The sequence below is a fragment of the Marinobacter manganoxydans MnI7-9 genome (genome assembly GCF_000235625.1).
Classification (GTDB): Bacteria; Pseudomonadota; Gammaproteobacteria; order Pseudomonadales; family Oleiphilaceae; genus Marinobacter; species Marinobacter manganoxydans.
Genome location: NZ_AGTR01000013.1, coordinates 46,144 through 72,318 on the forward strand (window position 1 = coordinate 46,144; position 26,175 = coordinate 72,318).

Genomic DNA, 26,175 nt, shown 5'->3' on the forward strand with positions numbered 1-26,175 from the left:
TTTCTGAACAAGACGTCACAAATTTTGACGTCCGTCAGTTTCCATCCGTTCCAATACTCGTCGGACTTTTGCTGCAGGCGGTCCCTGAGCTGGTGTAAAATATAGCCCTTCATTCATTTGTGGGCTCGCGCTGAGCTCCGGGAATTCCAAGCCTTCTATGACAGATAACACCCAGACCCCTGCCTCGTCCGGCAACGGCAAAGTCGGTTTCATCAGCCTCGGTTGTCCCAAGGCTCTCGTCGACTCCGAGCGCATTCTCACGCAGCTCAGGCTGGACGGCTACGATGTTGTGCCGACCTATGACGACGCTGACATTGTTGTGGTCAACACCTGCGGATTTATCGATGCCGCCAAACAGGAGTCGCTGGATGCGATCGGTGAGGCCATCAGCGAGAACGGCAAGGTGATTGTCACCGGTTGTATGGGTGTAGAGGCCGACAAGATTCGCGATACTCACCCTGGTGTTCTGGCGGTTTCCGGCCCCCACGCCTATGAAGAAGTGGTCGGCGCGGTTCACGAGTTCGTTCCGCAGAAAAAGCAGCACGATCCGTTCACCGATCTGGTTCCGCCGCAGGGAATCAAGCTGACCCCCCGGCACTACGCCTACCTCAAGATCTCCGAAGGTTGTAACCACCGCTGCACCTTCTGCATCATCCCCTCCATGCGCGGCGACCTGGTCAGCCGCCCCATCGGCGATGTGATGGATGAGGCCCAGCGCCTGGTGGATGCCGGTGTAAAAGAGCTGTTGGTCATCTCCCAGGACACCTCCGCCTACGGCGTCGACACCAAATACCGCACCGGCTTCTGGCAGGGGCGGCCGCTCAAGACCAAGATGCAGTCACTGTGTGAAGCGCTCGGCGAAATGGGCGTTTGGGTACGCCTGCACTACGTTTATCCCTATCCTCATGTCGACGACATCATTCCACTGATGGCCGAGGGAAAAATCCTGCCGTACCTGGACATCCCGTTCCAGCACGCCAGCCCGAAAGTACTCAAGGCCATGAAGCGCCCGGCCCACGACAGCAAAACCCTGGAGCGCATCCGCAAATGGCGGGAAATCTGCCCCGAGCTCACCATCCGCTCCACCTTCATCGTCGGCTTCCCCGGTGAAACCGAGGAAGACTTCCAGTACCTGCTGGACTGGCTCGACGAGGCTCAACTGGATCGTGTTGGCGCGTTCAAATACAGCCCGGTGGAGGGTGCCAAAGCCAACGAACTGGAAGGTGCGGTTCCCGAGGAAGTCAAAGAAGAGCGCCTGGCCCGTTTCATGGAAAAACAGGCAGAGATCTCAGCAGCCCGCCTACAGGCCAAAATCGGCCAGACAATCGACGTGCTGATTGACGAGGTCGACGAGGAAGGCGCCATCGGCCGCTCCAAGGCAGACGCGCCGGAGATTGACGGTATGGTTTACCTTAACGACGAGACCGACCTTGTTCCGGGTGAGATTGTTCAGGCGGTTGTTGAGCATGCCGATGAGCATGATCTTTGGGCTCGGCTTCTTTGATGGCTTCCGGCTTGGGCACCTAGCCTGCCGAATTTGGGGGTAGGCCTCGGCGGGGTGTGCCTCCCAAAAACCGCTACGAGCACATCCATGTGCGCTTGGCGTCGGCCATCCATGGCCGCCGACATTTTTGGGAGTCACACCCCGCCAAGGCCTCAGAATCTTCAGGGATAGGGAGCAATCGGGCCGGATAAACAAGGTCAGTAGGTCGGATCAGGTGAAGCCGTAATCCGACCTATCATTTTGTTTTGATGGCCTGTCTTCGCGAGGGCACGCCGCCAGCTCGAGTGCCGTGGTGGGTAGAGCCTCCCAAAAATCTGGAGCGCCAGGGATGGCGCGACGAAGCCCTACAGGGATGTATTCACGGGCGTTTTTTGGGAGGCTCTACCCACCATGGCAGTCCCCCCAAGCTAGCAGGCTAGGGCCGCAGTCAGAAACCACGACCCAAGCCAAAAGGGTCACCCCCCAAGCTTGCGAACAAGAATCTCATTAAACAGCTTGGGATTCCCCTGACCTTTGGAGGCCTTCATCAGAGGCCCCATGAAACCCCCAAGCATCTTCTTGCGCTTCTTCGGGTCTTCCTCGTTCTGATACTGCGCCACCTGATCCGGCATGCCCGCCAGAACCTCGTCTACCATGGCTTCCAGGGCGCCGGTGTCAGACACCTGCTTCAGCCCCTTGGCATCGATGATGGCGTCAACGCTGTCGTTCTCACCGGACCACAGCGCCTCGAACACCTTCTTTGCGCCGGCGGATGAAATCGTATTGTCGGCAATCCGTACCACCAGATCGCCCAGCTGAGCACCGCTGATGGGCGAATCGGCAACCGATTTCTCCTCTGCATTCAGGCGCGCAGAGAATTCGCCCTGGATCCAGTTGGCGACCAGCTTTGCGTCTTTGCCCTGGCTGGCCGCTTCTTCAAAGAACGTGGCCAGTTTTGAGTCGCCGCTGAGCAGGCTGGCGTCGTAGTCGTTCAGGCCGTAATGGTCCATAAAGCGGACTTTGCGGGCGTCCGGCAGTTCCGGGAGACTGTTGCGGGCTTCTTCAATGAAGGAATCATCGATTTCTACCGGCAGCAGGTCCGGGCAGGGGAAGTAGCGGTAGTCGTTGGCTTCTTCCTTGGTGCGCATGGAGCGGGATTCGTCACGGTCGCCGTTATACAGGCGGGTTTCCTGCACGATGCTGCCGCCGTCTTCCAGAACGTCCATTTGCCGCTCAACTTCGTGGGCAATGGCCTGCTCCATGAACCGGAACGAGTTCAGGTTCTTGGTTTCGGTACGTGTGCCCAGAGTGTCGGACCCCTTCGGTTTCAACGAAATATTCACGTCGAAACGCATGGAGCCTTGGGACATGTCGCCGTCGCAGATGCCCAGGGATGTCACGATGCTGTGCAGCTTCTTCGCGAAGGCGACGGCTTCTTCCGCGTTGTTCATATCCGGTTCGGTGACCACCTCAATGAGCGGTGTGCCGGCCCGGTTGAGATCCACGCCGGTCATGCCGTGGAAATCCTCATGCAGGGATTTGCCGGCATCCTCTTCCAGGTGGGCGTGGTGAATGCGAACGCGCTTGGTCTCACCGTTCGGCAGATCAATGTCCACGAAACCGGGGCCGACAATCGGGCGCTCCAGCTGGGTGGTCTGGTAGCCCTTGGGCAGGTCCGGGTAAAAGTAGTTCTTCCGCTCGAATACCGAACGGCGCTCGATCTGGGCGTTCACGGCCAGGCCAAACATCACCGCATAGCGGAACGCCTGCTCATTAGGCACCGGCAGAGTGCCGGGCATGGCCAGGTCAACCGCGTTGGCCTGGGTGTTGGGCTCGGCGCCGTAAGAGGTGCTGGAGCCGGAAAAAATCTTGGTCTTGGTGGCGAGCTGAACGTGAATTTCCAGCCCGATCACAATGTCCCACTGCATAGTTGCTCTCTCCTGTAAGGGGCCTGTCCCGGGCTTATTGCGGTTCACGCTGGTGCCAGTCGGTCACCTGCTGGAACTGATGGGCGGCGTTCAGCAGACGCGCCTCGGAGAAATAATCCCCGATTATCTGAAGACCCACCGGGAGACCGTCCACGAAACCGGCCGGTACCGACATGGCCGGTACACCCGCCAGGTTGATGGCGATGGTGAATACGTCTTCCAGGTACATGGTCACAGGATCGCTGGTTTTTTCACCCTGAATAAATGCCGGCGAGGGCGTGGTGGGGCTCATCAGCACATCCACTTCCTTGAAGGCATTGATGAAATCCTGCTGGATCAGCCGCCTCACCTTCTGGGCTTTGAGATAATAGGCATCGAAATAGCCGGCAGAGAGAGCGTAGGTGCCCACGAGAATCCGACGTTTCACCTCTTCACCAAAACCCTCCGCGCGGGAGCGGGTGTAAAGATCCATCAGGTCCTTGGGATCCTCGCAGCGGTAGCCATAGCGTACCCCGTCAAAACGGGACAGGTTGGCGGACGCCTCTGCTGGAGCAATTACATAGTAGGCAGCAATCGCGAGCTTCGCGTTTGGCAGCGACACCTCTTTAACGGTGGCGCCCAGTTTCTCGTATTCCTTTACTGCGTTGCGAACCTGCTGCTCCATCGCCGGGCTTAGCTGATCGCTGAAATATTCCCTGGGCAGGCCGATTCTTAAACCTTTTAGGGGCTCGTTCAGCGTGGCGGTGTAATCCGGCACCTCGCGGTCAATAGACGTCGAGTCCTTCGGATCAAAACCTGCCATCACATTCAGCATCAGCGCATTATCTTCTGCTGTGCGAGCCATAGTGCCGCCCTGGTCGAGACTGGACGCAAAGGCAATCATCCCGTACCGGGACACCCGGCCATAAGTCGGCTTCAGGCCAGTAACACCACACAGTGCCGCCGGCTGACGGATCGAGCCGCCTGTATCCGTGGCGGTAGCCGCCGGAATCAGTCGAGCGGCAACCGCCGCAGCCGACCCGCCAGACGAACCGCCCGGCACCCGCTTGTTGCCTTCACTCAGGCCCCAGGGGTTGGTCACTGCGCCAAAATAACTGTTCTCGTTGGACGACCCCATGGCGAACTCGTCCATGTTGGTTTTGCCCAGGCACACCGCACCGGCCTGGCGGAAATTCGCCGTAACGGTGGCATCATAAGGCGGAACAAAGTTCTCCAACATCTTCGAACCGCAAGTGGTCCGAACGCCGTTGGTACAGAAAATGTCCTTGTGCGCAAACGGGATCCCCGTCCAGGGCGTCGCATTCCCCGCCGCACGCTGGTCATCCGCGACCCGGGCATCGGCCAGGGCCTGCTCTTCGGTCACGGTAATAAAGCTGTTGTACTTCGAATCTTCCCGCTTGATGCGGTCGAGGAACTCCTGGGTCAGCTCCACGCTGGAAACCTGGCCGCTCTCCAGCTCCCGGGAAAGCTCTGCTACGGATTTGTTATGCATGACTTGTCCTTTCACTCAATCACTCTGGGAACCAGATAAAGCCCGTTCTCGGTAGCCGGCGCAATCGCCTGGAACGCCTCACGCTGATTGGTCTCGGTTACCTCGTCAGCGCGCAGGCGCTGCACTGCATTCAGCGGATGGGCCATGGGCTCAACCGAATCGGTGTCGGCAGCACCCAACTGATCCACCAGATCCAGGATGTTGCCCAGATCCTTCTCCAGAGCCGAAACCTGCTCGTCATCCACACGAATGCGGGCGAGCACAGCGACTTTCTCAATGTCCTCACGGGAAATGGTCACGCATTGCCTCCCAGATAAATGAAATGTCATTAATAAATGTTTTGAAAAAAGAGGGCCGCTCTGAACTGCGGGGACGTTCGGAGATCCCTTTTCAAAACTGTAGAGGGCCAAGGATGGCCCGAAACAAGCGCACATGGACGTGCTCGTAGCGTGTTTTGAAAAGGGATCTCCGAGCGGCCCTACACCGAAGCCGGAAAATCAGGTGGACCATGGTAACAGATTCGAACAATGGCGGGAGGCCCCAGCCCATAAGGTAAATGTGTGAACCGTAAGGCTTGAGGCCCGTTAGCGCCTTGCCTGCAGGGGTGCTCACTGCTAAAGTTGCCGCATCTTTTCTTTGCGACTGCAACTCTCAGGTTGAAACTACACGAATGTTGATAAAAAGACTCCGAGGCATCTTCTCCAGCGATCTGTCCATCGACCTGGGCACCGCCAACACCCTGATCTACGTGCGTGAGCGCGGAATCGTGCTGAACGAGCCCTCGGTAGTGGCCATTCGCACCAACAATTCCCAGAAAATGGTTGCCGCTGTCGGCGCTGAAGCCAAGCGCATGCTCGGCCGTACACCGGGCAACATCACCGCCATCCGCCCGATGAAAGACGGCGTGATTGCAGATTTTGTGGTAACCGAAAAAATGCTCCAGCACTTTATTCATAAGGTGCATGAGAACAGCTTCATTACCCCGAGCCCGAGAGTACTGGTGTGCGTGCCCAGCAAGTCTACCCAGGTAGAGCGCAAGGCCATTCGAGAGTCCGCGCTTGGCGCCGGCGCCCGGGAAGTCTTCCTGATCGAAGAGCCCATGGCCGCCGCCATTGGTGCCGGTCTGCCGGTTGAAGAAGCCAGCGGCTCCATGATCGTGGACATCGGCGGTGGTACCACCGAGATCGCCATTATTTCCCTGAATGGCATCGTTTACGCAGAGTCTGTGCGGGTGGGCGGTGACAAATTCGACGAAGCCATCGTAACCTACGTGCGTCGCAACTACGGCAGCCTGATCGGTGATTCTACCGCCGAGCGTATCAAGCACGAAATCGGTTGCGCATACGAAGGCCTCGAAATCCGCGAGATCGATGTGCGCGGTCGCAACCTCGCCGAAGGTGTGCCCCGGGCATTTACCCTCAACAGCGAAGAGATTCTCGACGCGCTGCAGGAATCCCTGGCGCAGATCGTTCAGACCGTCAAGAGTGCTCTGGAACAGTCTCCGCCCGAGCTGGCGTCCGACATTGCCGAGCGCGGTATTGTTCTGACCGGCGGCGGCGCACTGCTGCGCGGGCTGGACAAACTGATCAGCGAGGAAACCGGCCTGCCGGTGATTATCGCTGAAGACCCGCTGACCTGTGTGGCCCGTGGTGGCGGCAAGGCGCTGGAAGTGATTGACCGGGGTGGCATCGGAATGTTCTCCCAGGAGGGATAATCCTGTGGGGAGGGCTCGCCATTAAAACCATCTTTGTCCAGGGGCCTGTTCCCGGCTTCAGACTCCTCATTGTTCTTCTCGTATCGGCAGCCCTGGTGGTTGCCGATGCGCGTTTCGACAAGCTCTCAACGGTGCGAAGTACCATTGCAACCGGTCTGGCACCCGTGTACTGGCTGGGGAATGCGCCCTACGAATTTTCCGACTGGTTCGCCGGGCTGTTTGAAAATAAACAGGATCTTCAGGAAGAGAATGAAGATCTCCGGGCTCGTTTGCTGATCCTCGAGCGTCGCGCCCTGAAATACGCCGCGCTTGCTTCCGAGAACAACGAGCTGCGCCGCCTGATGAACTCATCAGAAGTATTGGATGACCGCGTCATCGTTGGCGAGGTGGTCGGTGTCTCCCCGGATCCCTTTTCCCACGAAATTATTATCAACAAAGGGCGCAGTGACGGCTTGTCGCCGGGCCAGGCCATTCTGGACGCCCATGGTCTGATGGGCCAGGTGGTGCAGAGCAGCCAGATTACCTCCCGCGTCTTGCTCGTCTCCGACAGCAGCCACGCCGTTCCGGTGGAGGTTGTGCGTAACGGTTTGCGCGCCATCCTGCTGGGTACCGGCGATACGGATACCCTGGATCTCGTTCATGTGCCGGATACGGCGGATATTCGCGAGGGCGACCTGCTCGTCAGTTCCGGTCTTGGTGGCCGTTTTCCGAGGGGCTACCCGGTCGCGGAAGTCAGCCGCATTTCCAAGGAGCCGGGCGAACCCTTTGTGTCCATCGAAGCCACGCCCAAGGCGCAACTGAACCAGAGCCGCCTGGTGCTGGTGGTTTTCCCGCCTGAGAACGCCTCTCTGGCAGAGGCCGAGACCGAAGAGGGTCAGTCTGCTGCCAACGCTGGCGAAGAAAACACCGTGGGAGGGCAGGACTGATGTTATCGGTAATCAGTTATCCGGTCTTTATACTCTCTGTGGTCGTTGCCCTGGTGTTCAGTATTTCCCTGTTCCCGGTGGGGTGGTTCGAGTTCCGCCCGGAGTGGTTGGGGCTGGTTGTTTTCTACTGGACATTCCGGGCTCCGGCCCAGTTCGGCATCCTGCTGGCCTGGTGTCTGGGCCTGCTTCTGGATGTGCTGGAAGCCACGCATCTTGGCGTGAATGCCATGGCGATGGCCTTGATCGCTTTTCTGGTGCTTACTATCCACCAGCGTTTGCGCATGTATCCAATGCCCCAGCAGTGCCTGATGGTGTTCCTGTTGTTGGGCATCAATCAGATGCTGGTGCATTTTGTAAAGCAATTGCTGGGGGCTGATGATGCTGGCTTCAGCTACCTCTGGCCGGCCCTGACCAGCGCCCTGGTATGGCCGGTATTCTGTATCCTGCTGGACAACATTAACCGCAAACTGGGTTAGCCATGCCATCAATCATTCTCGCCTCGGCTTCGCCGCGCCGGGCGGAGCTGTTGCAGCAAATCGGCCTGAATTTCTCGGTTCGTCCTGCAGACATCGACGAAACACCAGAGCCCGATGAAACCCCGGAACAGTATGTGGAACGATTAGCCCGGGAGAAGGCGTTGGCTGTGGCCGGGTCTTCTCCGAAATGCCTGGTTCTGGGGTCGGATACTTCCGTGGTGCTCGATGGCGAGATACTCGGTAAGCCGATAGACCCGGCCGATGCCCGGGAAACCCTGGTCCGCCTCTCCGGTGCCACCCACCAGGTCATGACTGCCGTGGCGCTGGCCACTGAAGGGCAATGCCAGTCGGTTCTGGTCAATACCGAGGTTTGTTTCAGGGAGCTTTCGGAAGGAGAGATCGAAGCCTACGTGGCCAGCGGCGAACCCATGGACAAGGCCGGAAGTTATGGAATTCAGGGCCTTGGTGGTATTTTTGTTAATGAGCTCCGGGGTAGCTACAGTGCCGTGGTTGGTCTGCCGCTGCAGGAAACCGCAGCATTGCTGGCTGGTGCCGGTTACCCGGTCTGGAAAAACTGGCCGCGCAGTCTGGAGAGCCAAACATTATGAGTGAAGAGATCCTAATCAACGTCACCCCGGTGGAAACGCGGGTTGCCCTGGTTGAAAACGGCATGCTGCAGGAAGCCTACATAGAGCGAACCAGCAGGAAAGGCATTGTCGGCAACATCTACAAGGGCAAGGTGGTGCGCGTTTTGCCGGGCATGGAAGCGGCGTTCGTCGATATTGGTCTGGAACGGGCTGCATTCATCCATGCGTCCGATGTGGTTCCGAGTCAGTCCAATGGCGATGAGCCCGCCGATACTCCGAAAACCGTCCCCGATATTCGAAGCCTGCTTCGGGAAGGGCAGTCACTGGTCGTCCAGGTTACCAAGGATCCGATCGGCACCAAGGGGGCCCGCCTGACCACCCAGCTTTCAATTCCGTCGCGGTATCTGGTGTTTATGCCAGGCGTTAGCCACGTTGGTATTTCGCAGCGAATTGAGGACGACACCGAGCGGGCCCGGCTGAAAACGCTCGTTGAGGAGGCCGCCGCCGAGGATCCGGATGTTCAGGGCGGCTATATTATCCGGACGGCCGCGGAAGCGGCGTCACCTGAGGATCTGATTGGCGACATGGCTTATCTGCACCGGTTAAGTCAGTCCATACACGAGCGAATTGCCCGGGTTCAGGCGCCGGCGGTTGTGTATCAGGATCTGCCGTTGTTCATTCGCACCATCCGTGACCTGATCCGGCCCCAGACCGAAAAGGTGCGTATCGACAGCCGCGAGAGTCATCAGCGGGTGATGGAGTTTGTCGAGGAGTTCGTTACGGAATTTGCCGACAAGGTCGAGTACTACCCGGGCGAGCGCCCTATATTTGACCTCTACTCGGTCGAGGACGAAATCCAGAAGGCCCTGAGCCGAAAGGTCCAGCTCAAGTCCGGTGGTTATGTGATTATCGACCAGACCGAAGCCATGACCACGATTGATATCAATACCGGGGCGTTCGTCGGGCACCGGAATCTGGAAGAAACCATCTTCAAGACCAACCTGGAAGCGGCTCGGGCCATCAGTCGTCAGCTGCGCCTGCGAAACCTGGGCGGCATTATCATCATCGATTTTATCGACATGGAAGATCCCGAGCACCAGCGCCAGGTCCACCGGATGCTGGAGAAGATGCTGGAGCGGGATCACGCCAAGACCAAGATCACCGGCGTCTCCGAGTTGGGCCTGGTGGAAATGACCCGCAAACGAACCACCGAGAGCCTTGGTCAGGTGCTCTGCGAACCTTGCCCCATCTGCGATGGACGGGGTTTTCTGAAAACCACCGAGACCGTTTGCTATGAGGTTTTCCGGGAAATTCTCCGGGTTAATCGCGCCTATGATGCCGAGAGCTATCTGGTGATGGCCTCCCAGAGCGTGGTGGATCGCCTGCTGGATGAGGAATCCGATAACGTGGCCGATCTTGAAACCTTCATCAGCAAGACCATTCGCTTCCAGGTGGAGCCCTTCTACAGCCAGGAGCAGTATGATGTTGTTCTGCTCTGATGCCGGGAAACTGCGCCGGTTACCGGGTTAAGGGGTCTGAATGTCCTCCGCTGACCACGAACCGCCGCTTCCGGAGAACCTGCCCGAGAGCCCTCCGGTTCGGCTTTTGGCGCGGCTCGCCAGCCTGATCTGGTGGATGCTGCTGACACTTCTGGTGCTGCTGGCCTTATACGCCGGTCTTGGCCGCCAACTGACCCAGAATGTGGACAGCTTTCGCGATGATCTGGCTCGTGAGCTGTCAGACCGACTGGGCCATGATGTCAGCATCGGTGGCCTTTCATCCCAGTGGTACTGGCTCGACCCCGCCTTTACGGCCAGCGACATTCAGGTCACTCACCCTGACACCGGAATTGTCGTTGCCAACCTTCAGCATCTGAATATCCGCTTTGCTGCGCTGGCCTCGCTGATGCGTCTGAGGATTGTCTTTGAGGACTTCCAGGCAGACGGTCTGGAACTGACCGTGAATCAGGAGCGCGGCGGTGATGTCGCGGTGAGAGGCGCAGAAATACCGGAACCGGTCAGCAATCAGTTGCAGGAGTGGCTGGAGCTTGCCGGTGACTGGCTCTCTGATCCTTACGTCAAGATTACCCGCGTCAATCTTGGTATCCGGGATAACCAGGGCAACCTGCGCCACCTGGATATTCCCCAGCTGGATCTCGACTACCGCCGTGGATTGTTCCACGCATCCGGCCGTGCCATGCAGTCTGGTACCACCCAGCAGCTGGCCAGTTTTGCCCTCGTGGGCCAGCATTTTTTCCGGGGCGACTTTACCGGCCAGTTGTACCTTGGCGTCGATTCCGGCCGGCTATTCGACGGACTGGTTGACGAGTACCAGTGGCGATCCCTCCGGGTGGAAGGCTTCGATCTTGGCGGGGAAGCCTGGCTTACGTTCCGCAATGGTTTGCTGCAACAGGTGACCGGTACGGTACGGACCCCCTATCTGCAGTTGGGTGTTGGCTCTCAATCCCTGGCGCCACTGGAAGACATCCGCGCGAGATTTGGCTGGCGTCGCCACGATACGGTGATGACCGACGAGACTGTGGTCGAATCCGGGGCCTTCGCCCTTGGCGAGTGGCATCTGAAGCAGCTCCAGTGGACCTGGGACGGCGATGTGGTTTCACCTTTCAGTCTGAGGCTGGCGCCGTCGGAGGGAGGCATGTCCGTCATTGCCGACGCCCTTCCGCTTGCGCCCACACGTCGCCTCGCTGCGCGGCTTCCGTTATTGCCGGAGCGTGCACTCCGGGCCCTGCAGGACTATCGGCCCGGTGGCTTTCTGGACCAGTTGAGAATCTTCTTCCCCGAGGGCGCCCCGGAAGACTTTCAGCTTTCCGGCCGGTTGCGTGACGTTAGTGTTCGGGCCCACGGCGGCGCGCCCGGCGTTACCTCTGTAAACGGAGACATCGCTCTGGACCGGCAAAGAGGCTATGTCCGGATTGCCGCCGGCGAGTCGCCCGTTTCTCTGGATTTTCCCCAGCTTTTCGGGGGCGCCTGGTCATTCCCCGTACTTGAGGGCGAAGTGGCCTGGCTGCTGGATGGCGCTATTACCCGTGTGTTTTCGGATGGCGTACGGATGCGTTACGGCGAGGCCACCGAACTGGACGGTGCTTTTGACCTCAGGATGGATCGAGAGGGTGAAGACAATCTGGGGCTCAAAGTGTCGGTGAAAAACGGCAACGCCGACATGCTGGCAGATTTCGTTCCGGTTAAGGCGGTAAACCCCGGTTTGTACGATTGGCTCACGACCGCCATTCTCGAGGCCGATATTACCTCAGGGACGTTTTTCGGCCATGGTCAGATAGGTTTTGGTGCACCCCGGGGCTCCTTCGTCACCTCAATGATCTATGAATTCGATCAGGCATCTGTCCGCTACGATGACGCCTGGCCGGAGGTCACAGGTGCCCGGGGCAGTGTCAGGGTTCACAATGGCGACACGCTGGTTCGACTCGAAGCAGGTCAGACCGGTGGCCTGGATCTCGATCCCGGGACGGTTCGCGTGGAGCCCTCCGATCAAGGCACACGGATAAGGGTGGATACCTCGGCACGGGTGCCCGGCGAATCGGTCGGGTTCTGGATGGAAAATAGCCCCCTGGGTGATATGGCAGGCACAGAGGCCCAGAAGCTTGAATATGGTGGTGAGTATCAGCTGGACCTTGGTGTCGACTTGCCATTGGGGACGGAGCAGCCAACCGTGGTTGAGGCAAAAATTGCCGCACAGGAAGGCACCGTCTCCTACCCCTCGGCAGGGTTGGCCTGGCGGTCGGTTCAGGGTGAACTGACCTACCACAGCGAAAACGGCTTCTCCGGTGGCCCTTTGACTGCCGAATTTTTCGATGAACCGGTAACCATTGCCTTCAGCAAGTCCCGGGCGGGCAATGCCCTTACCATCCGGCAGTCGGGAACGCTACCGGTGCCCGGGGTGTTTGAGCAGGCGGGACTTGAGACCAGTTCGGGTTTTGGTTTGCAGGGCAATGTTACCTATACCGCGGACCTGGACGTGGGATCGGATTCAACGTCGGGCATCCGAGTGCGGTCCAGTCTTGAGGGGCTGGCGGTTGACTGGCCGGAGCCACTGTCAAAAACGGCGGATGAGGCAGCACCGCTGCGGGCAACCATCAATCCCTCGGCCGCCGGCGGGCTTGGCATTACGGGCGACTGGGAAAACCGCGCAACGTTCGATCTGTTATGGAAAGAGACCGGGTTTGATTTGCGTCTTGGCCGCCTGCACCTTGGCCCGCAGGTGTTGAACGATATTGATATCAATGCCCTCGATCTTGGTGACCGGTGGGTGGTGACCACCAGCTCGCAACGCGCCGAAGGCCGACTGACAATTCCGCAAAATGGCGACACGGTGAAGGCCGATTTTCAGGTGTTACGGCTCGTGCGCAGTGAAACACCCCCTGAGGATTCGCCGGAATTACTCACCCTCGAAGAGCAGCTTGAGGCGTTCCGCGCGCTGGATATGGGAAACTGGCCGGATATCGATGTCTCGATTGCGGAACTGCAACTGAACGACGAATCGTTGGGACAGTGGGCCTTCCGGCTCCGCCCCGAACCTTTTCGGTTGCAGGTAAATGACATCGAGGGGCGCCTGAATTCCCTGACACTGCTGGGCGACATGAGCTGGAGCATCGTCGGAGACCGGGAAACCAGCCGGTTTACAGGTTCCATCAGCGGGGGTGCGCTCGCGGATCTGAACGAGCTCCTCGACACTGAAATGCCGGTCACTAACGAGGGGACCAACATAGAGCTGGATCTGGACTGGCCCGGCCGTCCGGATGAGCTTTCCATACCGGAGCTCAGTGGCTCGGTCAGTCTAAGGCTGGATGAGGGTGTGATCCTGGAGCGAAACAACACGGCGCAACTGTTCCGGGTGTTCAATCTGCTGAACTCTGACACCCTATGGCGCCGGTTGAAGCTCGACTTTTCCGATCTGTATGAGCGTGGGGTGGCATTCGACGCGATCTCGGGCAAGGCGCAGATCATCAATGGCTTGCTGACCATGGATCCCGAACTGCAAATAGTGGGCCCATCCGGCGCCTTCAAACTCAGTGGCACGACCAATATGGCCAGCGAGGAGCTGGATATGCGGCTTGTGGTTGTGTTGCCCCTGACTCAGAATCTGCCATTGGCGGCGCTGCTCATGGGTGCCGGTGCGCCGATCGGCGGCGCCTTGTTTGTGCTGGACAAGATTCTGGGCGATCCTTTGAGCAGGCTGACAAGCGCAACCTACAGCGTGACCGGCTCATGGGACGAGCCGGAAGTGAATCTGCAACGGGTTTTTGACACCGGCGAATAACTTTTCTGTTTGGCAATATCGGAGGCAGTCATGAACAAGCGTGTTTCCAACCGGGTCGCAGCCATCCAGATGGTCAGCGGTCATGACATTGACGCCAATCTGCGCGAAGCGGAACAGCTGCTGGCCCGGGCTGCCGAGCAGGGCGCCTCGGTCGCCGTACTGCCTGAGAATTTTGCGGTTCTGGCCACCAGTCAGATGATTGATCGTGGTCGCCAGGAGGCGGGGGCCGAGCCTGTCATAAGAACCTTCCTGGCCGAACAGGCCCGGAAACTGGGGCTCTGGATCGTTGGCGGATCGATGCCCGTGGCCAAACGACCGGACGGCTCAGATCTGGAGGATCGGGTCAGGGCAACCTGCATTGTCTTTGATGACCAGGGTGAGGAAGTTGCCCGTTACGACAAGATTCACCTGTTTGATGCCATGGTGGAAGACGCCCATGGTCAATACCGTGAATCGGACACCTTCGAGCCCGGCGAACAGATAGTGACCGTGGATACGCCCGCGGGCAAGCTGGGGTTGGCGATCTGCTACGATCTTCGCTTTCCGGAGCTGTTCAGGCTGCTGCGTGAGCAGGATGTCGACTGGATTTGCCTTCCGAGCGCTTTCACCTGGCAGACCGGTGATGCCCACTGGTACCCCCTGATCCGGGCCCGCGCGATCGAGAACCAGGTATGGTTAGTGGCACCTGGCCAGGGTGGCCAGAACAGCGAGCGCCGTCGCACCTATGGCCACAGCCTGATCTGTGATCCCTGGGGGCGGATCGTGACGGAAATGGGGGAAGGCCCGGGCCTGGTCACCGCCGAACTGGACGCCGATCAGGTAGCCAATCTGCGCGCCCGGATGCCGGTGTGGGAGCACCGCCGGCTCAAAGGTTGAACCAACGGCTCACATGGCCTCGGCGTCATCGATGCACTCCCTGAGATAACGGAACAGTTTCCGGGCCTGGCCGGTGTTCTTCTGTTTTTCGACGTCTTTTCGGGCGTTTCGAGCAAGGTTTCGCAGGTGCTGCATATCGGCAGTGGGGCAGTAGCTGAAGAACTCGCCAACAACGGAATCGCCTTCGGCAATCATCCGGTCCCGCCAGCGTTCCGCCAGGTGGTGTCTGCGGGTGTGTTCTTCGCTACCGGCATCGAAGGCGTCGATGGCTTTCGCCAGGGCTTCAGGATCATCTTCCTGTCGGATGACCTTACCGATGTATTGCAGGTGCCGTCGTTTGGCCTCGTTCTGGCGGATACGGCGGGATTCCTCGATCGCGGCGCGGAGGGTCTCGCTGATTGGCAAGGTTTCCAGCTGATCGTTGCTCAGGTCCAGCATCCGCTTGCCCAGATCCTGCAGGGCATGCATTTCCCGTTTCAGCTGGGATTTGCTCGGGCCGTCGTATTCCGGCGCGTCGTTGTCTTGATGGTCTTTCATAAATCCGAGATCCGCTTAAGCGTAGAAAATCGTCGCGAGGCCAAGAAAGGCCATGAACCCGACTACATCGGTCACAGTCGTGAGAATCACGCTGCCTGCCAGGGCCGGATCAATATTGCGAGATTTGAGAAACAGTGGCAGAACCGTGCCAACCAGCGCTGCGGCGACAAGATTGATCACCAGCGCGGCAGCAATGATCGCGCCGATCATCACATCCTGGAACCAGAGCATGGCTGCACCCGCCACCACGGCGGCCCAGAGCAGGCCGTTCAGTATCCCTGACAGAAATTCCCGGTTCAGCAGCCAGCCTACGTTGGCGCCGCTGATCTGCCCCACGGCCATACCGCGAATCACCAGTGTAAGCGTCTGACTACCAGCAATGCCGCCCATACTGGCAACAATTGGCATCAGCACTGCGAGCGCCACCACTTTGGCGATCGTGTCTTCAAATAGCCCGATGACGGCGGAGGCGGTCAGTGCCGTAATCAGGTTGATGCCCAGCCAGACGGCACGGCGACGGGTGGTTTTCCACACCGGCGCAAAGGTGTCCTCGTCTTCGTCCAGACCCGCCATACTCATCAGTGAGTGGTCCGCATCCTCCCGGATAACGTCAACCACGTCATCGATGGTGATCCGACCCAGCAGGCGGCCCTCCTCGTTTACCACCGGCGCCGAGATCAGGTCGTAGCGTTCAAACAATGTCGCTACCTTGGTGTCGGAGAGGCTCACGGGAATGGGCTCGATGTCGGTATCCATGACTTCCCGCACGGTGGAGGCGGGGTTGGAGACCAGCATTTTCGTGATGGGCAGCATGCCAATGAAATCGTCCCGGCGGCTGACCACGATCAGGCTGTCGGTCATGGGTGGCAGGGTGCGGTGCCTGCGAAGGTAGCGGAGCACAACATCGATACTGATGTCCGGGCGCACCGTAATGGTGTCCGTGTTCATCAGACCGCCGGCGGTGTCCTCCGGATAGGAGAGAACTTCCTCCACCCGTTGCCGGTCCTGCTCGTCCATGGTCTCCAGGACTTCCTGGATGACCGTATCCGGCAGCTGCTGCAGCAGGTCGGCCAGGTCGTCTGACTCGAAATCCTCGATGATGTCCGCCAGTTCCTGAGCGTTCAGCTGGCTCAGGAAGTAGCCTCGGATATCATCACTGAGATACTGGAGAACCTCGCCTTCGAGGTCTTTGTCCACCAGGTTCCACAGCAGGGCCCGCTGCCGGGGCGGTGAGGACTCCAGCAAATGGGCAATATCACTGGGGCTCAGGCCACCGTTCAGGATGCGGGCAACCTGCTTCAGTGCGCCACTGTCCAGCGCTTCGCTCAGGGAACGAAGACGCTGGCGGGCCTGGCTTTTTTCCAGAATATCGGTCATGTGTTTATTTTACTCACCCTCACCGAAATAGTCGTTAATCAGTTCCACCAATGCTTCGATGGCCTGTTCCTCATCCGGTCCGTCGGCAATGAGCTCCACATCGGTTCCTTTGCTGGCGGCCAGCATCATCACCTGCATGATGTTCTTCGCGTCCACATCCCGGCCTTTGCCGCTGATACGCACGCTGCTGTCGTATTCCGATGCCGTGTTGACCAGCTTCGCAGTGGCGCGCGCATGCAGGCCCAGTTTGTTGATGATGGTAATGGGGCGGCGAATCATGGCTTGATCAGATCTCTTCCCGGGTCTGCAGGTGTGGCAGCTCGGTGTGCCGCACTTGCACATTGCTGTACCGTTGCCGGAAGTACTCACCCAACTGCTCGCACACATACACCGACCGGTGCTGGCCGCCGGTACAGCCAATGGAAATGGTCATATAGCTGCGGTTACTGTCTGCAAAGGAGGGCAGCCAGGTATCCAGAAATGATTTCAGGTCCTCGATCATCTTCCGGCTTGCCGGTTCTTTTTCCAGAAACTCGATAACCGGCTGATCCGTCCCGACATACTTGCGGAGGCTGGTATCCCAGTAGGGGTTGGGCAGGCAGCGGACATCGAAAACGTAGTCGGAATCCAGCGGCACGCCGTGTTTGAAGCCGAATGACTGAAACAGGAGAGCCAGTTCCTGATCTTTTCGACCGACCACGCGCTGCTTGACCATGTCCCGCAGCTCGTACATGGACATGCCGGTGGTATTTACGTAAAGATCGGAAAGCTTGGAGAGGGGCTCCAGCAGTTTCTTCTCGCTGGTAATGGCTTCCCGGAGAGAGGTCCTGTCGTCACTCAACGGATGCTTTCTGCGGGTGGCGTGAAAACGCTGCAGAAGCGACTGCTCGTCGGCGTCCAGGAAGATGATTTCAACGGTAACCCCGGTTTCCTGGAGGCGCCGGTAGATCTCCTCGAAATTGGCCAGCTCGCCGGAAAGGTTCCGCGCATCGATACTGACGGCCATCTTGCCCAGTCGACCAGGCCTGGTCTGGCTGGCGGCTTCCCGTGTGAGGGGGAAGAGCAGGCCAATAGGAAGATTGTCGATGCAATAAAACCCGAGGTCCTCCAGCACATGAAGTGCGGTACTCTTGCCCGAACCGGACCTGCCACTGACGATAATCAGCTTCATGACCACCTTACCTCCACTGCAGTGAATATCAGCCGCCTGAGGCGGTCATGCGCTGGTACAGCGTGCTGGCGTCCTCGGATTGCCGGAGGCGATCACAGAACGACCGCTCATTGAACTTTTCAGCCAGTTGGCTGAGCAGCTCCAGGTGTTCGCTCGTTGCTTCCTTCGGGACGATCAGGGCGAAAATCAGATCCACCGGCTGATTGTCGATAGCATCGAATTCGACGCTTTCTTCCAGCGTCATCAGCACGCCCACCACGTGATCAAGTCCTTCCAGACGGCAGTGGGGAATGGCGATTCCCTGGCCAATGCCGGTGCTGCCCAGGCGCTCGCGGGAAATCAGGTTGTTGAAGAGCTGGGTCTCGCTGAGCGTGTTGTCCTGATGGTTTATCTGCTCGGCAATAAACTCCAGGGCCCGTTTCTTGCTGGACGCAGCTACCCTGCAGAGGGTGAGCTCCGGAGCAAGAATGTTCTCTATGGTCAGGGATGTGTCGCTCATGGATCGACTGCGTTTCCGTTAAAAAAAAGGCTGCGACACGTTACTCATGTCGCAGCTCGATTAGATGAATTGCATGAAAACAGTCAGTTAGCGAGAGCCGTTTCCGTGCATCCGGTCTACATTCTTTTCCTTGTGCTTGAGGATCTGACGGTCAAGCTTGTCGATCAGGGCATCGATGGCTGCGTACATATCCTCATTTTCTGCCTTTGCGTGAATCTCACCACCAACCACATGCAACGTGGCTTCCGCAATCTGGCGCACCTTTTCCACTTCCAGGGTCACCTGGCAGTTACTGATGTGGTCAAAGTGACGCTCGAGCTTCTCGAACTTCTCTGAAACATAATCCTTCAGTGCGGGAGTAAGTTCTACGTGATGGCCTGAAATATTGAGTTGCATAGGCGTCTCCTGTTGTCATCGTGCCGGCTCCCGGGAGCCGGTCTGGGTGCTGGCGCATTATGCGCCGGCGAATACGGTGTTGCGTCCCGGCCCCGGGTATTCAGACCAGCCGCTTGCGCTCGTTGGACGGCGGAATGTGCATGGCCTCCCGGTACTTGGCAACGGTGCGTCGCGCAACCTTGATACCCTGTTCCCCTAGCATGGCTGCAATTTTGCTGTCGCTCAACGGCTTTTTGGGCGTTTCCGCCGCAATCAGCTTCTTGATCATCGCGCGTATGGCCGTGGAGGAGCATTCTCCACCCTCGTCAGTGCTGACATGGCTGGAGAAGAAGTACTTCAGCTCGAAAATGCCACGGGGGGTATGCATGTATTTCTGGGTGGTTACCCGTGAAATGGTCGATTCATGCATCTCTACCGCCTGGGCGATGTCTGAAAGAATCAACGGTTTCATGGCTTCTTCACCGTGATCCAGGAATCCCTGCTGGTGCTCGACAATACGGGTCGCGACTTTCAGCAAGGTCTCATTGCGGCTCTGCAGGCTCTTGATGAACCACTTGGCCTCCTGCAACTGGTCGCGCAGGTAGGTGTTGTCTGCGCTGCTGTCCGCACGCCTTATAAGTGAAGCATAGCTGGCATTGACCCGGATGCGCGGTGCAATTTCAGGATTCAGCTCAACACGCCAGCGGCCATTGTGTTTGCGAACGATCACGTCCGGAATCACATAATCGGGTTCGGCCCGGTCAATGACATCGCCCGGCCGCGGATTCAGGCCGGTGATCAGCGCCAGGACATCCCGCAACTGGTCTTCTTTCAGGCGGCTGCGGCGCAGCAACTGGGCGTAATCGCGGTTGCCCAGCAGGTTGATGTAATGGGTAATTACAAGGCGTGCCTGGGCCAGCCAGGGTGTTTCCGGCGGCAGCTGGTTGAGCTGGATCAGCAGGCATTCCTGTAGGTCCCGGGCAAACACGCCGGGCGGATCAAAGTGTTGCAGGCGGTGAAGCACGGCTTCCACTTCATCCAGTTCAAGGGGGTCTTCATCGTTCTCATCCAGCAGTCCGGCGTGGATTTCCTCCAGCGGGCTGGTGATATAGCCCCGTTCGTCCACTGCATCCATCAGGGCATGGGCAATGGCCTGGTCCCGTTCACTGAGGGGCGTCAGATTGAGCTGCCATTCCAGGTGATCCTGAAGCGTTTCGGTCGGGGAATTACGGGTTTCGAAATCGTGATCGTTTTCGTCGTCGTTGCGGGCTGCCGGCGCTGGTGCGGACTGGTAGATGTCGTCCCAGGCGGTATCAACCGGCAGATCGTCCGGAATGTTGTCAGGAATCTCGTTCTCCGAGGACCAGTCCGGGCCGTTCTCGGATTCATCCCAGTCGCTGGCCGGTTCCGGGGCAGCTTCAGCGGCGGACTCGGTGGCGTTGGCCTCGCGCTCGTCGTTTTCGCTGGCTGCGTCGGTCTGGTCATCGTCCTCGGAGGTCTCCAGCATGGGGTTGGATTCCAGTGCCTGCTGGATTTCCTGCTGGAGGTCGAGAGTGGAGAGCTGGAGAAGCCGGATCGCCTGTTGCAGCTGGGGCGTCATGGTCAGGCTTTGACCCAGCTTTAACTGTAAGGAGGCTTTCATAACCATGGTTCAGGATCCGTCACTCATCAGCGCGTTGTGTCATAAGTCGTGAAAAAATCTTTATATGCCGGTTACTTGCCGTGATTTTAATTTACCCTAGCAAGTTCTTTGCCGAGTTTACTTGCTACAGGTCATCAAAACAATCAGCCATTGGGTGTCAGAGTCTGAATTCGTCGCCGAGATAGACTTCCTTGACCTGCTGGTTGGCCAGGATGGCGTCGGCATTGCCGGAGGCGATGATGTGGCCGCCGGAAACAATGTAGGCATTCTCGCAGATGTCCAGGGTCTCACGCACGTTGTGGTCGGTGATCAAAACGCCAATGCCTTTGTCCCGAAGGTGCCGGATGATGTGTTTGATGTCACTGACGGATATGGGGTCCACACCGGCGAAGGGTTCATCCAGCAGGATAAAAGCCGGCTCCATGGCCAGTGCCCGGGCAATCTCCACCCGTCGGCGTTCACCGCCGGACAATGCCATGCCAACACTGTCCCGGATATGGGTGATGTGGAATTCTTCCAATAACCCCTCGAGCTTCTTCTCCCGCTCTGCCTTGCCCAGCCCCGGCCGGGTTTCGAGGATGGCCATGATGTTGTCGCGTACGGACAGTTTGCGGAAGACCGAGGCTTCCTGGGGCAGGTAACCGATGCCCTGGCGGGCCCGACCATGCATGGGCAGGGGGGTGATATCCCGGCTGTCGATCGTGATCCGCCCGCGATCAGCGGGGACGAGCCCAACGATCATATAGAAGCAGGTGGTTTTCCCGGCACCGTTGGGACCAAGCAGCCCGACAATTTCCCCACTGCGGATTTCCAGGGAAACGTCGATCACCACTTTTTTCTGTTTGTAACTCTTTGCCAGGTTACTGGCTCTCAGAACTGCCATCGGATCCCTGTCTGTCTGTACTGCGTGGCTGAATCACCATCTCTACCCGGCCGCTGCCCTCGCCGGTGTCTGCGCCGCCCTCAGCGGTGACAACCCGGCCGACGGTATCATAATGAATGACATCACCCCGGAACAGGTTGCCATTCTGCTCGATGACTGCTTCCCGTTCAAAGGTCAGCTGGCTGTCGGTGGCAGACCAGGTAATGTTCAGGGCACGGGCATCGGTTTCGCCTTCCCCCTCGCGCGCCGGTTGACGGTATATAGCGGGCGTACCAGAGGCTTCGATCCGGCTCAGGCCGTCCTCGGTCCGGTACAGGACGACCCGCTCGGCAGTCAGGCGGGTATTGCCCTGCTCAAGTTCCACAGCGCCGGTGTAGGTGGCAATGCCCTGGCCGTCATCCAGGCGGGCGGTATCTGCGGTGACCTTGATAGGAGTGTCAGAATCAAGGTCAAATGCAGCCGCCGGGCCGATCATCACGACCGTTAGCAGGGCAGCCATCAGGCGCCGGTATCGGTTAGTTTCCGGTTTCATAGAGTCCTTCCACCTGGGAGTTCAGTTCCAGAATTCGTTCGTCTATCCACGCTTTCATGCCCGTGGCCCGGGTTATGCCGGTAACATCACGTATTTCTACGGGCGCGTCTGTATATACCATGCCCCGGTCGTTATCCAGGGTCAGGCTTGATGTTGTCAGGACGGCGTCCCGTTCGCCAATCGTGCGCTGAACCCGGACATTGTCCGTCAGGTACACCAGATTCTGGTTTTGCAGCAAGCTGCCATTGTCGGCCTCGACAATCCACGGCAGGGCCTCCTGGTCCCCGTACAGCTCGGCCCGGGGAGATTCCATGGTGGCCAGGTTGCCTTCCTCGAACTGCTCAATTCGGGGGCTGGAAAACCGGATCTTGAGATTGCCCGCTTCATCGAAGGAGGTGTACTGACCATTCACCACGAAACCGTCTGGTTCGGCGTCTCCCCGTAGGGCCGCTGCCTCGTCATCAATCACAGGGGGTTCATCGCTGCGCCAGAGCAGGAATACGGCTGCCACCACGGTAGCAGCCAGTGCCAGTGCTCGCAGCCAGGGTCTGTCCAGCAGCCAGTTCATGCCTCGGGCTCCAGATAGGGGGCAAGTGCTGCGTCAAGCCTGCCATGGGCCGTCAGCAGCAAGTCGCAGGCTTCGCGGACCGCCCCTTCGCCGCCCCGGGCAATGGTGCAGTAGTCGGCATGCTGCTGCACCAGCCAGTAACCGTTGGGCACGGTGATGCCCAGTCCGGCGAACCTCAGTGCCGGGAGATCTGGCAGATCGTCCCCCATGTATGCGATGGCCTCGGGGCTGATATCCATGGTGCTGACCAGTTCCTGAAGGGCTACCTTCTTGTCCTCTCGCCCCTGCATCAGGTGGGGAATGCCAAGATCCCGCATGCGCTTCTCGGTCAGGGGGGACTTTCGTCCGGTGATCACGGCCACGGTAATCCCGGCTGCCATCAGTTGTTTCAAACCCAGGCCATCCAGAATGTTAAAAGCCTTGAGCTCATCACCAGTGGCGCTGAAATAAAGTTTACCGTCGCTCATGATGCCGTCGACATCCAGTGCGATCAGGCGGATCTTTACGGCCTTTGCCAACAGCGAATCCGGCCATTGGTGCTTCATATCAAACAGCTCCTCATAGCCCCTAGATAACGCCGGCACGCAGCAGGTCGTGCATATTGATGGCGCCAATCAGACCACCCTGGTCGTCGGTAACGGGGAGGGCGTTGATCTTCATCTCCTCCATTATGTTCAGCGCTTCCGCCGCCAGATGATCGGCCTGGATCGTTTTACCATGCCGGGTCATGACCTCGTTGATGGGCGTATTGTGAATGTCCACCGATCGATCCAGAGTCCGTCGAAGGTCACCGTCCGTAAATATTCCGGTAAGAGTGCCTTTATCATTGACGACGGTGGTCATACCGAGACCCTTTCGGGACATCTCAAGAAGAGCACCGCTCAAGGGGGTATCCTCGTTGACGACTGGAATCTGATCACCGCTGTGCATGATGTCGGAGACCCTGAGCAGCAGCCGACGCCCGAGGCTGCCGCCGGGGTGAGAGATAGCGAAATCCTCGGCACTGAAGCCCCGGGCCTCAAGGAGTGCAACGGCGAGGGCATCGCCCATCACCAGGGTGGCCGTTGTGGAGGAGGTGGGCGCCAAACCCAGTGGGCAGGCTTCCACCATAACGCTGACGTCCAGATTGGCGACGGCTTCCCGGGCCAGTGTGGAGCTGGCATTGCCGGTCATGCTGATCAGCGGAGCGCCCATGCGTTTGATCAACGGCAGAATGGTGACCACCTCGCTGGTGTTGCCGCTGTTGGAAATGGCGATGACCACATCCTGGGAGGTGATCATACCCATGTCACCGTGGCTTGCCTCGCCCGGGTGCACGAAAAACGATGGCGTTCCAGTGCTGGCCAGGGTGGCGGCAATTTTGTTGCCAATGTGGCCGGATTTTCCCATGCCGGTCACAACCACGCGGCCCTTGCAGTTCATGATAACTTCGCAGGCCCGCGTGAACTGGTCGTCGATTCGGCCTTCAAGGGCATCAATGGCGTCGCGCTCAATGCGGATGGCGCGGATGGCAGAAGATCGGAAATCGCTGGGAGTCTGTTCGGTCATCGGGCTTTGGGCCTGGCTGTCGGGACGTTGTAAATGTTGGGCAGAGTATACCATTTTCACCCGGCAACGATGCCCGGTTACCGAAAGTTCAGTCAAACTGATCATTGCTATCAGTACATTTTGGGCACTTTGGATTGAGCTTGCGCGCTCCTTGGCATAATGTAGCCCCTCTTTGAAAGGTAAGGACTATGAATTCACCGGCTTACATATCGCTCAAGGACGTCGTGTTCTCCCGCTCAGGGCGCCGTATCTTCGACGGTGTCAGCCTGGACATCCCCCGCGGAAAAATCACCGCCATCATGGGGCCCAGCGGAACCGGGAAAACCACGCTGCTTCGCCTTATTGGCGGCCAGCTCAGGCCGGATTCGGGCAGTGTTGTGGTGGACGGCCATGAAGTGCCGAAGCTCAAGCGCAAAGCCCTCTACAGCCTTCGGGAAAAGATGGGCATGCTGTTCCAGAGTGGGGCGCTGTTCACCGATCTGAGCGTGTTCGAGAACGTGGCCTTCCCGTTGCGGGTGCACACAAAGCTGCCGGAAGACATGATTCGTGATGTCGTGCTAATGAAGCTTGAAGCCGTCGGATTGCGAGGCGCACGCCAACTGATGCCGTCGGAACTGTCCGGAGGTATGACCCGCCGGGTTGCTCTTGCCCGAAGTATTGCCCTGGATCCCGAGCTGATCATGTACGACGAGCCGTTCGCCGGCCAGGACCCGATTGCCATGGGCGTTCTGGTAAAGCTGATCCGCGATCTGAACAGCTCCATGGGGCTGACCAGCGTTCTGGTCTCCCACGATGTGCCCGAATCCCTGAGCATCTGCCATTACGCCTGCATTATTTCTGATGGCAAGGTAATCGGTGAGGGCACACCGGAGGAGCTCCGGGCGCATCCTTCCGGGAAGGTCCAGCAATTTTTGCAGGGGCAGCCGGATGGCCCGGTGCCGTTCCATTATCCGGCCGAAGGCGCCGCCAGTGACTTCGGCCTGTCGGGAGGTGCCTCTTGATTGACAGAATAGCGGCATTCGGACGCCTGGGGCTGGATATCGTTTCTTCATTCGGTCGTTCCGGTCGTTTTCTGGCGGGCGTTCTGGGCGGTGTTCCCCGCCCGGCAACGGGCTTCCCGCTTCTGATGAAACAGATTTATGCCGTTGGGGTGCTCTCTCTGGCCATTGTTGTGGTGTCGGGCCTGTTTATCGGCATGGTGCTGGGGCTTCAGGGATACACTATTCTGAGCGACTATGGCTCGGAAGCGGCCATCGGTCAGATGATTGCGCTGACCCTGGTGCGTGAGCTTGGCCCGGTGGTGACAGCATTGCTGTTTGCCGGCCGCGCGGGTTCAGCTCTGACGGCAGAGATTGGCTTGATGAAAGCCACCGAACAGCTATCAAGTATGGAAATGATGGGTGTAGACCCGCTGCGGCGTGTCATTGCGCCTCGCCTCTGGGCCGGGTTTATTGCCATGCCGGTACTGGCGGTGATTTTCTCGGTAGTCGGCATCTGGGGCGGTATGCTTGTGGGTGTGGACTGGCTGGGTGTGTTCGAAGGCTCCTTCTGGGGCAACATGCAGTCGTCTGTGGATTTTGTGGATGACGTCCTGAACGGCGTCATCAAAAGCGTTGTTTTTGGTTTTGTTTGTGCCTGGATCGCGGTTTACCAGGGCTATGACTGCGTGCCGACATCGGCAGGTATCAGTTCGGCGACCACCAAGACGGTGGTGTACTCATCGCTGGCGGTGCTGGGGCTGGATTTTGTACTGACCGCTGTCATGTTTGGCGATTTCTGAAACATCGATCAACGAGATATTACCGGAGCCTGAAATGGCACAGAGAACCACTGAAATCGTAGTTGGCCTGTTCATGATCGCAGGCTGCGCAGCCCTGCTTTTCCTGGCGCTGCAGGTTAGCGGGCTGTCGCCGAAGTCGGCCGAGAGCACCTATACCATTTACGCCAATTTCAACGATACGGGCGGGCTCACGCCCCGCGGTCGGGTCTCGATGGCCGGGGTAACGGTTGGCACCATCGAATCCATCAGCCTGAACACGGAAACCTTCCAGGCTCGGGTCGAGATGTCGATTCATTCGGATGTGGACAATATCCCGTCGGACAGTTCCGCAGTTATACGTACATCCGGCCTGCTCGGCGAGCAGTACATTGATATATCGATTGGCGCCGAGATGGATTCGCTGAAAGAGGGCGATACCTTCTATTCGACACAGTCGGCCATGAACCTGGAACGGCTGATCAGCAACTTTGCATCGGGCCGTTGATT

At 58.5% G+C, this 26,175-nt stretch carries 26 protein-coding genes; 11 read left to right on the plus strand and 15 right to left on the minus strand.

Features of this window, described 5'->3' with window-relative positions:
* Positions 1-157 precede the first annotated feature (157 nt).
* Positions 158-1,504, plus strand: coding sequence for a 30S ribosomal protein S12 methylthiotransferase RimO (gene rimO, locus KYE_RS02650; protein ID WP_008170129.1), 1,347 nt, complete (start codon positions 158-160; stop codon positions 1,502-1,504).
* 455 nt (positions 1,505-1,959) lie between these two features.
* On the opposite strand, the gene gatB is transcribed toward rimO, so the two are convergent.
* From gatB to gatC, 3 genes are read right to left on the minus strand one after another with little or no spacing between them, the layout of a single operon-like run.
* A complete protein-coding gene (gatB, locus tag KYE_RS02655) occupies positions 1,960-3,411 on the minus strand; it encodes an Asp-tRNA(Asn)/Glu-tRNA(Gln) amidotransferase subunit GatB (protein ID WP_008170130.1) in 1,452 nt (483 codons plus the stop codon).
* A gap of 34 nt (positions 3,412-3,445) precedes the next feature.
* The gene (gene gatA / locus KYE_RS02660; RefSeq protein WP_008170131.1) at positions 3,446-4,903 is read right to left on the minus strand and encodes an Asp-tRNA(Asn)/Glu-tRNA(Gln) amidotransferase subunit GatA; all 1,458 of its coding nucleotides are present in this window, start codon (positions 4,901-4,903) and stop codon (positions 3,446-3,448) included.
* An 11-nt stretch (positions 4,904-4,914) separates the two neighbouring features.
* Complete coding sequence (gene gatC, locus KYE_RS02665; protein WP_008170132.1) at positions 4,915-5,202, minus strand: Asp-tRNA(Asn)/Glu-tRNA(Gln) amidotransferase subunit GatC; 288 nt, start codon at positions 5,200-5,202, stop codon at positions 4,915-4,917.
* A gap of 374 nt (positions 5,203-5,576) precedes the next feature.
* Between gatC and KYE_RS02670 the strand changes: the two genes are divergently transcribed.
* The 7 genes from KYE_RS02670 (at position 5,577) to KYE_RS02700 (ending at position 14,777) form a co-directional block, all read left to right on the plus strand.
* Complete coding sequence (locus tag KYE_RS02670; protein ID WP_008170134.1) at positions 5,577-6,617, plus strand: rod shape-determining protein; 1,041 nt, start codon at positions 5,577-5,579, stop codon at positions 6,615-6,617.
* 92 nt (positions 6,618-6,709) lie between these two features.
* Positions 6,710-7,543: a rod shape-determining protein MreC gene (mreC, locus tag KYE_RS02675; RefSeq protein WP_241956165.1), complete on the plus strand. Its 834-nt coding sequence runs from the start codon at positions 6,710-6,712 to the stop codon at positions 7,541-7,543.
* Positions 7,543-8,019, plus strand: coding sequence for a rod shape-determining protein MreD (mreD, locus tag KYE_RS02680; protein ID WP_008170138.1), 477 nt, complete (start codon positions 7,543-7,545; stop codon positions 8,017-8,019). Before mreC ends, mreD begins: the two co-directional genes overlap by 1 nt.
* Before the next feature lie 2 nt (positions 8,020-8,021).
* On the plus strand, positions 8,022-8,627 hold the full coding sequence (locus KYE_RS02685; RefSeq protein ID WP_008170141.1) for a Maf family protein: 606 nt from the start codon (positions 8,022-8,024) through the stop codon (positions 8,625-8,627).
* Positions 8,624-10,105, plus strand: coding sequence for a ribonuclease G (rng, locus tag KYE_RS02690; protein ID WP_008170144.1), 1,482 nt, complete (start codon positions 8,624-8,626; stop codon positions 10,103-10,105). Before KYE_RS02685 ends, rng begins: the two co-directional genes overlap by 4 nt.
* 40 nt (positions 10,106-10,145) lie before the next feature.
* Positions 10,146-13,901 carry a YhdP family protein gene (locus tag KYE_RS02695; RefSeq protein WP_008170146.1) on the plus strand — a complete coding sequence of 1,252 codons (3,756 nt, stop codon included), beginning with the start codon at positions 10,146-10,148 and terminating at the stop codon, positions 13,899-13,901.
* Positions 13,902-13,931: 30 nt separating this feature from the next.
* Positions 13,932-14,777, plus strand: coding sequence for a carbon-nitrogen hydrolase family protein (locus tag KYE_RS02700; protein ID WP_008170148.1), 846 nt, complete (start codon positions 13,932-13,934; stop codon positions 14,775-14,777).
* Between the two features lie 9 nt (positions 14,778-14,786).
* Here KYE_RS02700 and yjgA read toward each other — a convergent pair whose 3' ends face one another.
* From yjgA to KYE_RS02760, 12 genes are all read right to left on the minus strand, one after another.
* Positions 14,787-15,314: a ribosome biogenesis factor YjgA gene (gene yjgA / locus KYE_RS02705; protein ID WP_008170149.1), complete on the minus strand. Its 528-nt coding sequence runs from the start codon at positions 15,312-15,314 to the stop codon at positions 14,787-14,789.
* Between the two features lie 15 nt (positions 15,315-15,329).
* The gene (mgtE, locus tag KYE_RS02710) at positions 15,330-16,691 is read right to left on the minus strand and encodes a magnesium transporter (protein ID WP_008170150.1); all 1,362 of its coding nucleotides are present in this window, start codon (positions 16,689-16,691) and stop codon (positions 15,330-15,332) included.
* Between the two features lie 9 nt (positions 16,692-16,700).
* Positions 16,701-16,970, minus strand: coding sequence for an HPr family phosphocarrier protein (locus tag KYE_RS02715; RefSeq protein ID WP_008170151.1), 270 nt, complete (start codon positions 16,968-16,970; stop codon positions 16,701-16,703).
* Between the two features lie 7 nt (positions 16,971-16,977).
* Positions 16,978-17,862 carry an RNase adapter RapZ gene (gene rapZ, locus KYE_RS02720; RefSeq protein ID WP_008170152.1) on the minus strand — a complete coding sequence of 295 codons (885 nt, stop codon included), beginning with the start codon at positions 17,860-17,862 and terminating at the stop codon, positions 16,978-16,980.
* Positions 17,863-17,890: 28 nt separating this feature from the next.
* The gene (gene ptsN / locus KYE_RS02725) at positions 17,891-18,361 is read right to left on the minus strand and encodes a PTS IIA-like nitrogen regulatory protein PtsN (RefSeq protein ID WP_008170153.1); all 471 of its coding nucleotides are present in this window, start codon (positions 18,359-18,361) and stop codon (positions 17,891-17,893) included.
* A gap of 87 nt (positions 18,362-18,448) precedes the next feature.
* Positions 18,449-18,757, minus strand: a complete 309-nt coding sequence (gene hpf / locus KYE_RS02730; RefSeq protein WP_008170154.1) for a ribosome hibernation promoting factor — start codon at positions 18,755-18,757, stop codon at positions 18,449-18,451.
* Between the two features lie 100 nt (positions 18,758-18,857).
* Positions 18,858-20,384 (minus strand): RNA polymerase factor sigma-54, encoded by a 1,527-nt coding sequence (locus KYE_RS02735; protein ID WP_176443020.1) that lies wholly within the window; start codon positions 20,382-20,384, stop codon positions 18,858-18,860.
* 151 nt (positions 20,385-20,535) lie between these two features.
* Positions 20,536-21,261: an LPS export ABC transporter ATP-binding protein gene (lptB, locus tag KYE_RS02740; RefSeq protein WP_008170158.1), complete on the minus strand. Its 726-nt coding sequence runs from the start codon at positions 21,259-21,261 to the stop codon at positions 20,536-20,538.
* Complete coding sequence (lptA, locus tag KYE_RS02745) at positions 21,239-21,793, minus strand: lipopolysaccharide transport periplasmic protein LptA (RefSeq protein ID WP_008170160.1); 555 nt, start codon at positions 21,791-21,793, stop codon at positions 21,239-21,241. The genes lptB and lptA overlap by 23 nt, the downstream gene beginning before the upstream one ends.
* Positions 21,777-22,361, minus strand: a complete 585-nt coding sequence (lptC, locus tag KYE_RS02750; RefSeq protein ID WP_008170163.1) for an LPS export ABC transporter periplasmic protein LptC — start codon at positions 22,359-22,361, stop codon at positions 21,777-21,779. The genes lptA and lptC overlap by 17 nt, the downstream gene beginning before the upstream one ends.
* The gene (locus KYE_RS02755) at positions 22,358-22,906 is read right to left on the minus strand and encodes a KdsC family phosphatase (protein WP_008170166.1); all 549 of its coding nucleotides are present in this window, start codon (positions 22,904-22,906) and stop codon (positions 22,358-22,360) included. Before KYE_RS02755 ends, lptC begins: the two co-directional genes overlap by 4 nt.
* 22 nt (positions 22,907-22,928) lie before the next feature.
* Complete coding sequence (locus tag KYE_RS02760) at positions 22,929-23,909, minus strand: KpsF/GutQ family sugar-phosphate isomerase (protein ID WP_008170168.1); 981 nt, start codon at positions 23,907-23,909, stop codon at positions 22,929-22,931.
* 188 nt (positions 23,910-24,097) lie between these two features.
* On the opposite strand from KYE_RS02760, the gene KYE_RS02765 reads away from it, so the two are divergent.
* The 3 genes from KYE_RS02765 to mlaD are packed head-to-tail and all read left to right on the plus strand — an operon-like array spanning position 24,098 to position 26,173.
* Entirely contained in the window at positions 24,098-24,910 is an 813-nt protein-coding gene (locus tag KYE_RS02765) for an ATP-binding cassette domain-containing protein (RefSeq protein WP_008170170.1), read from the plus strand.
* A complete protein-coding gene (mlaE, locus tag KYE_RS02770; RefSeq protein WP_008170172.1) occupies positions 24,907-25,689 on the plus strand; it encodes a lipid asymmetry maintenance ABC transporter permease subunit MlaE in 783 nt (260 codons plus the stop codon). The genes KYE_RS02765 and mlaE overlap by 4 nt, the downstream gene beginning before the upstream one ends.
* 34 nt (positions 25,690-25,723) lie before the next feature.
* A complete protein-coding gene (gene mlaD / locus KYE_RS02775) occupies positions 25,724-26,173 on the plus strand; it encodes an outer membrane lipid asymmetry maintenance protein MlaD (RefSeq protein ID WP_008170174.1) in 450 nt (149 codons plus the stop codon).
* Positions 26,174-26,175 lie beyond the last annotated feature (2 nt).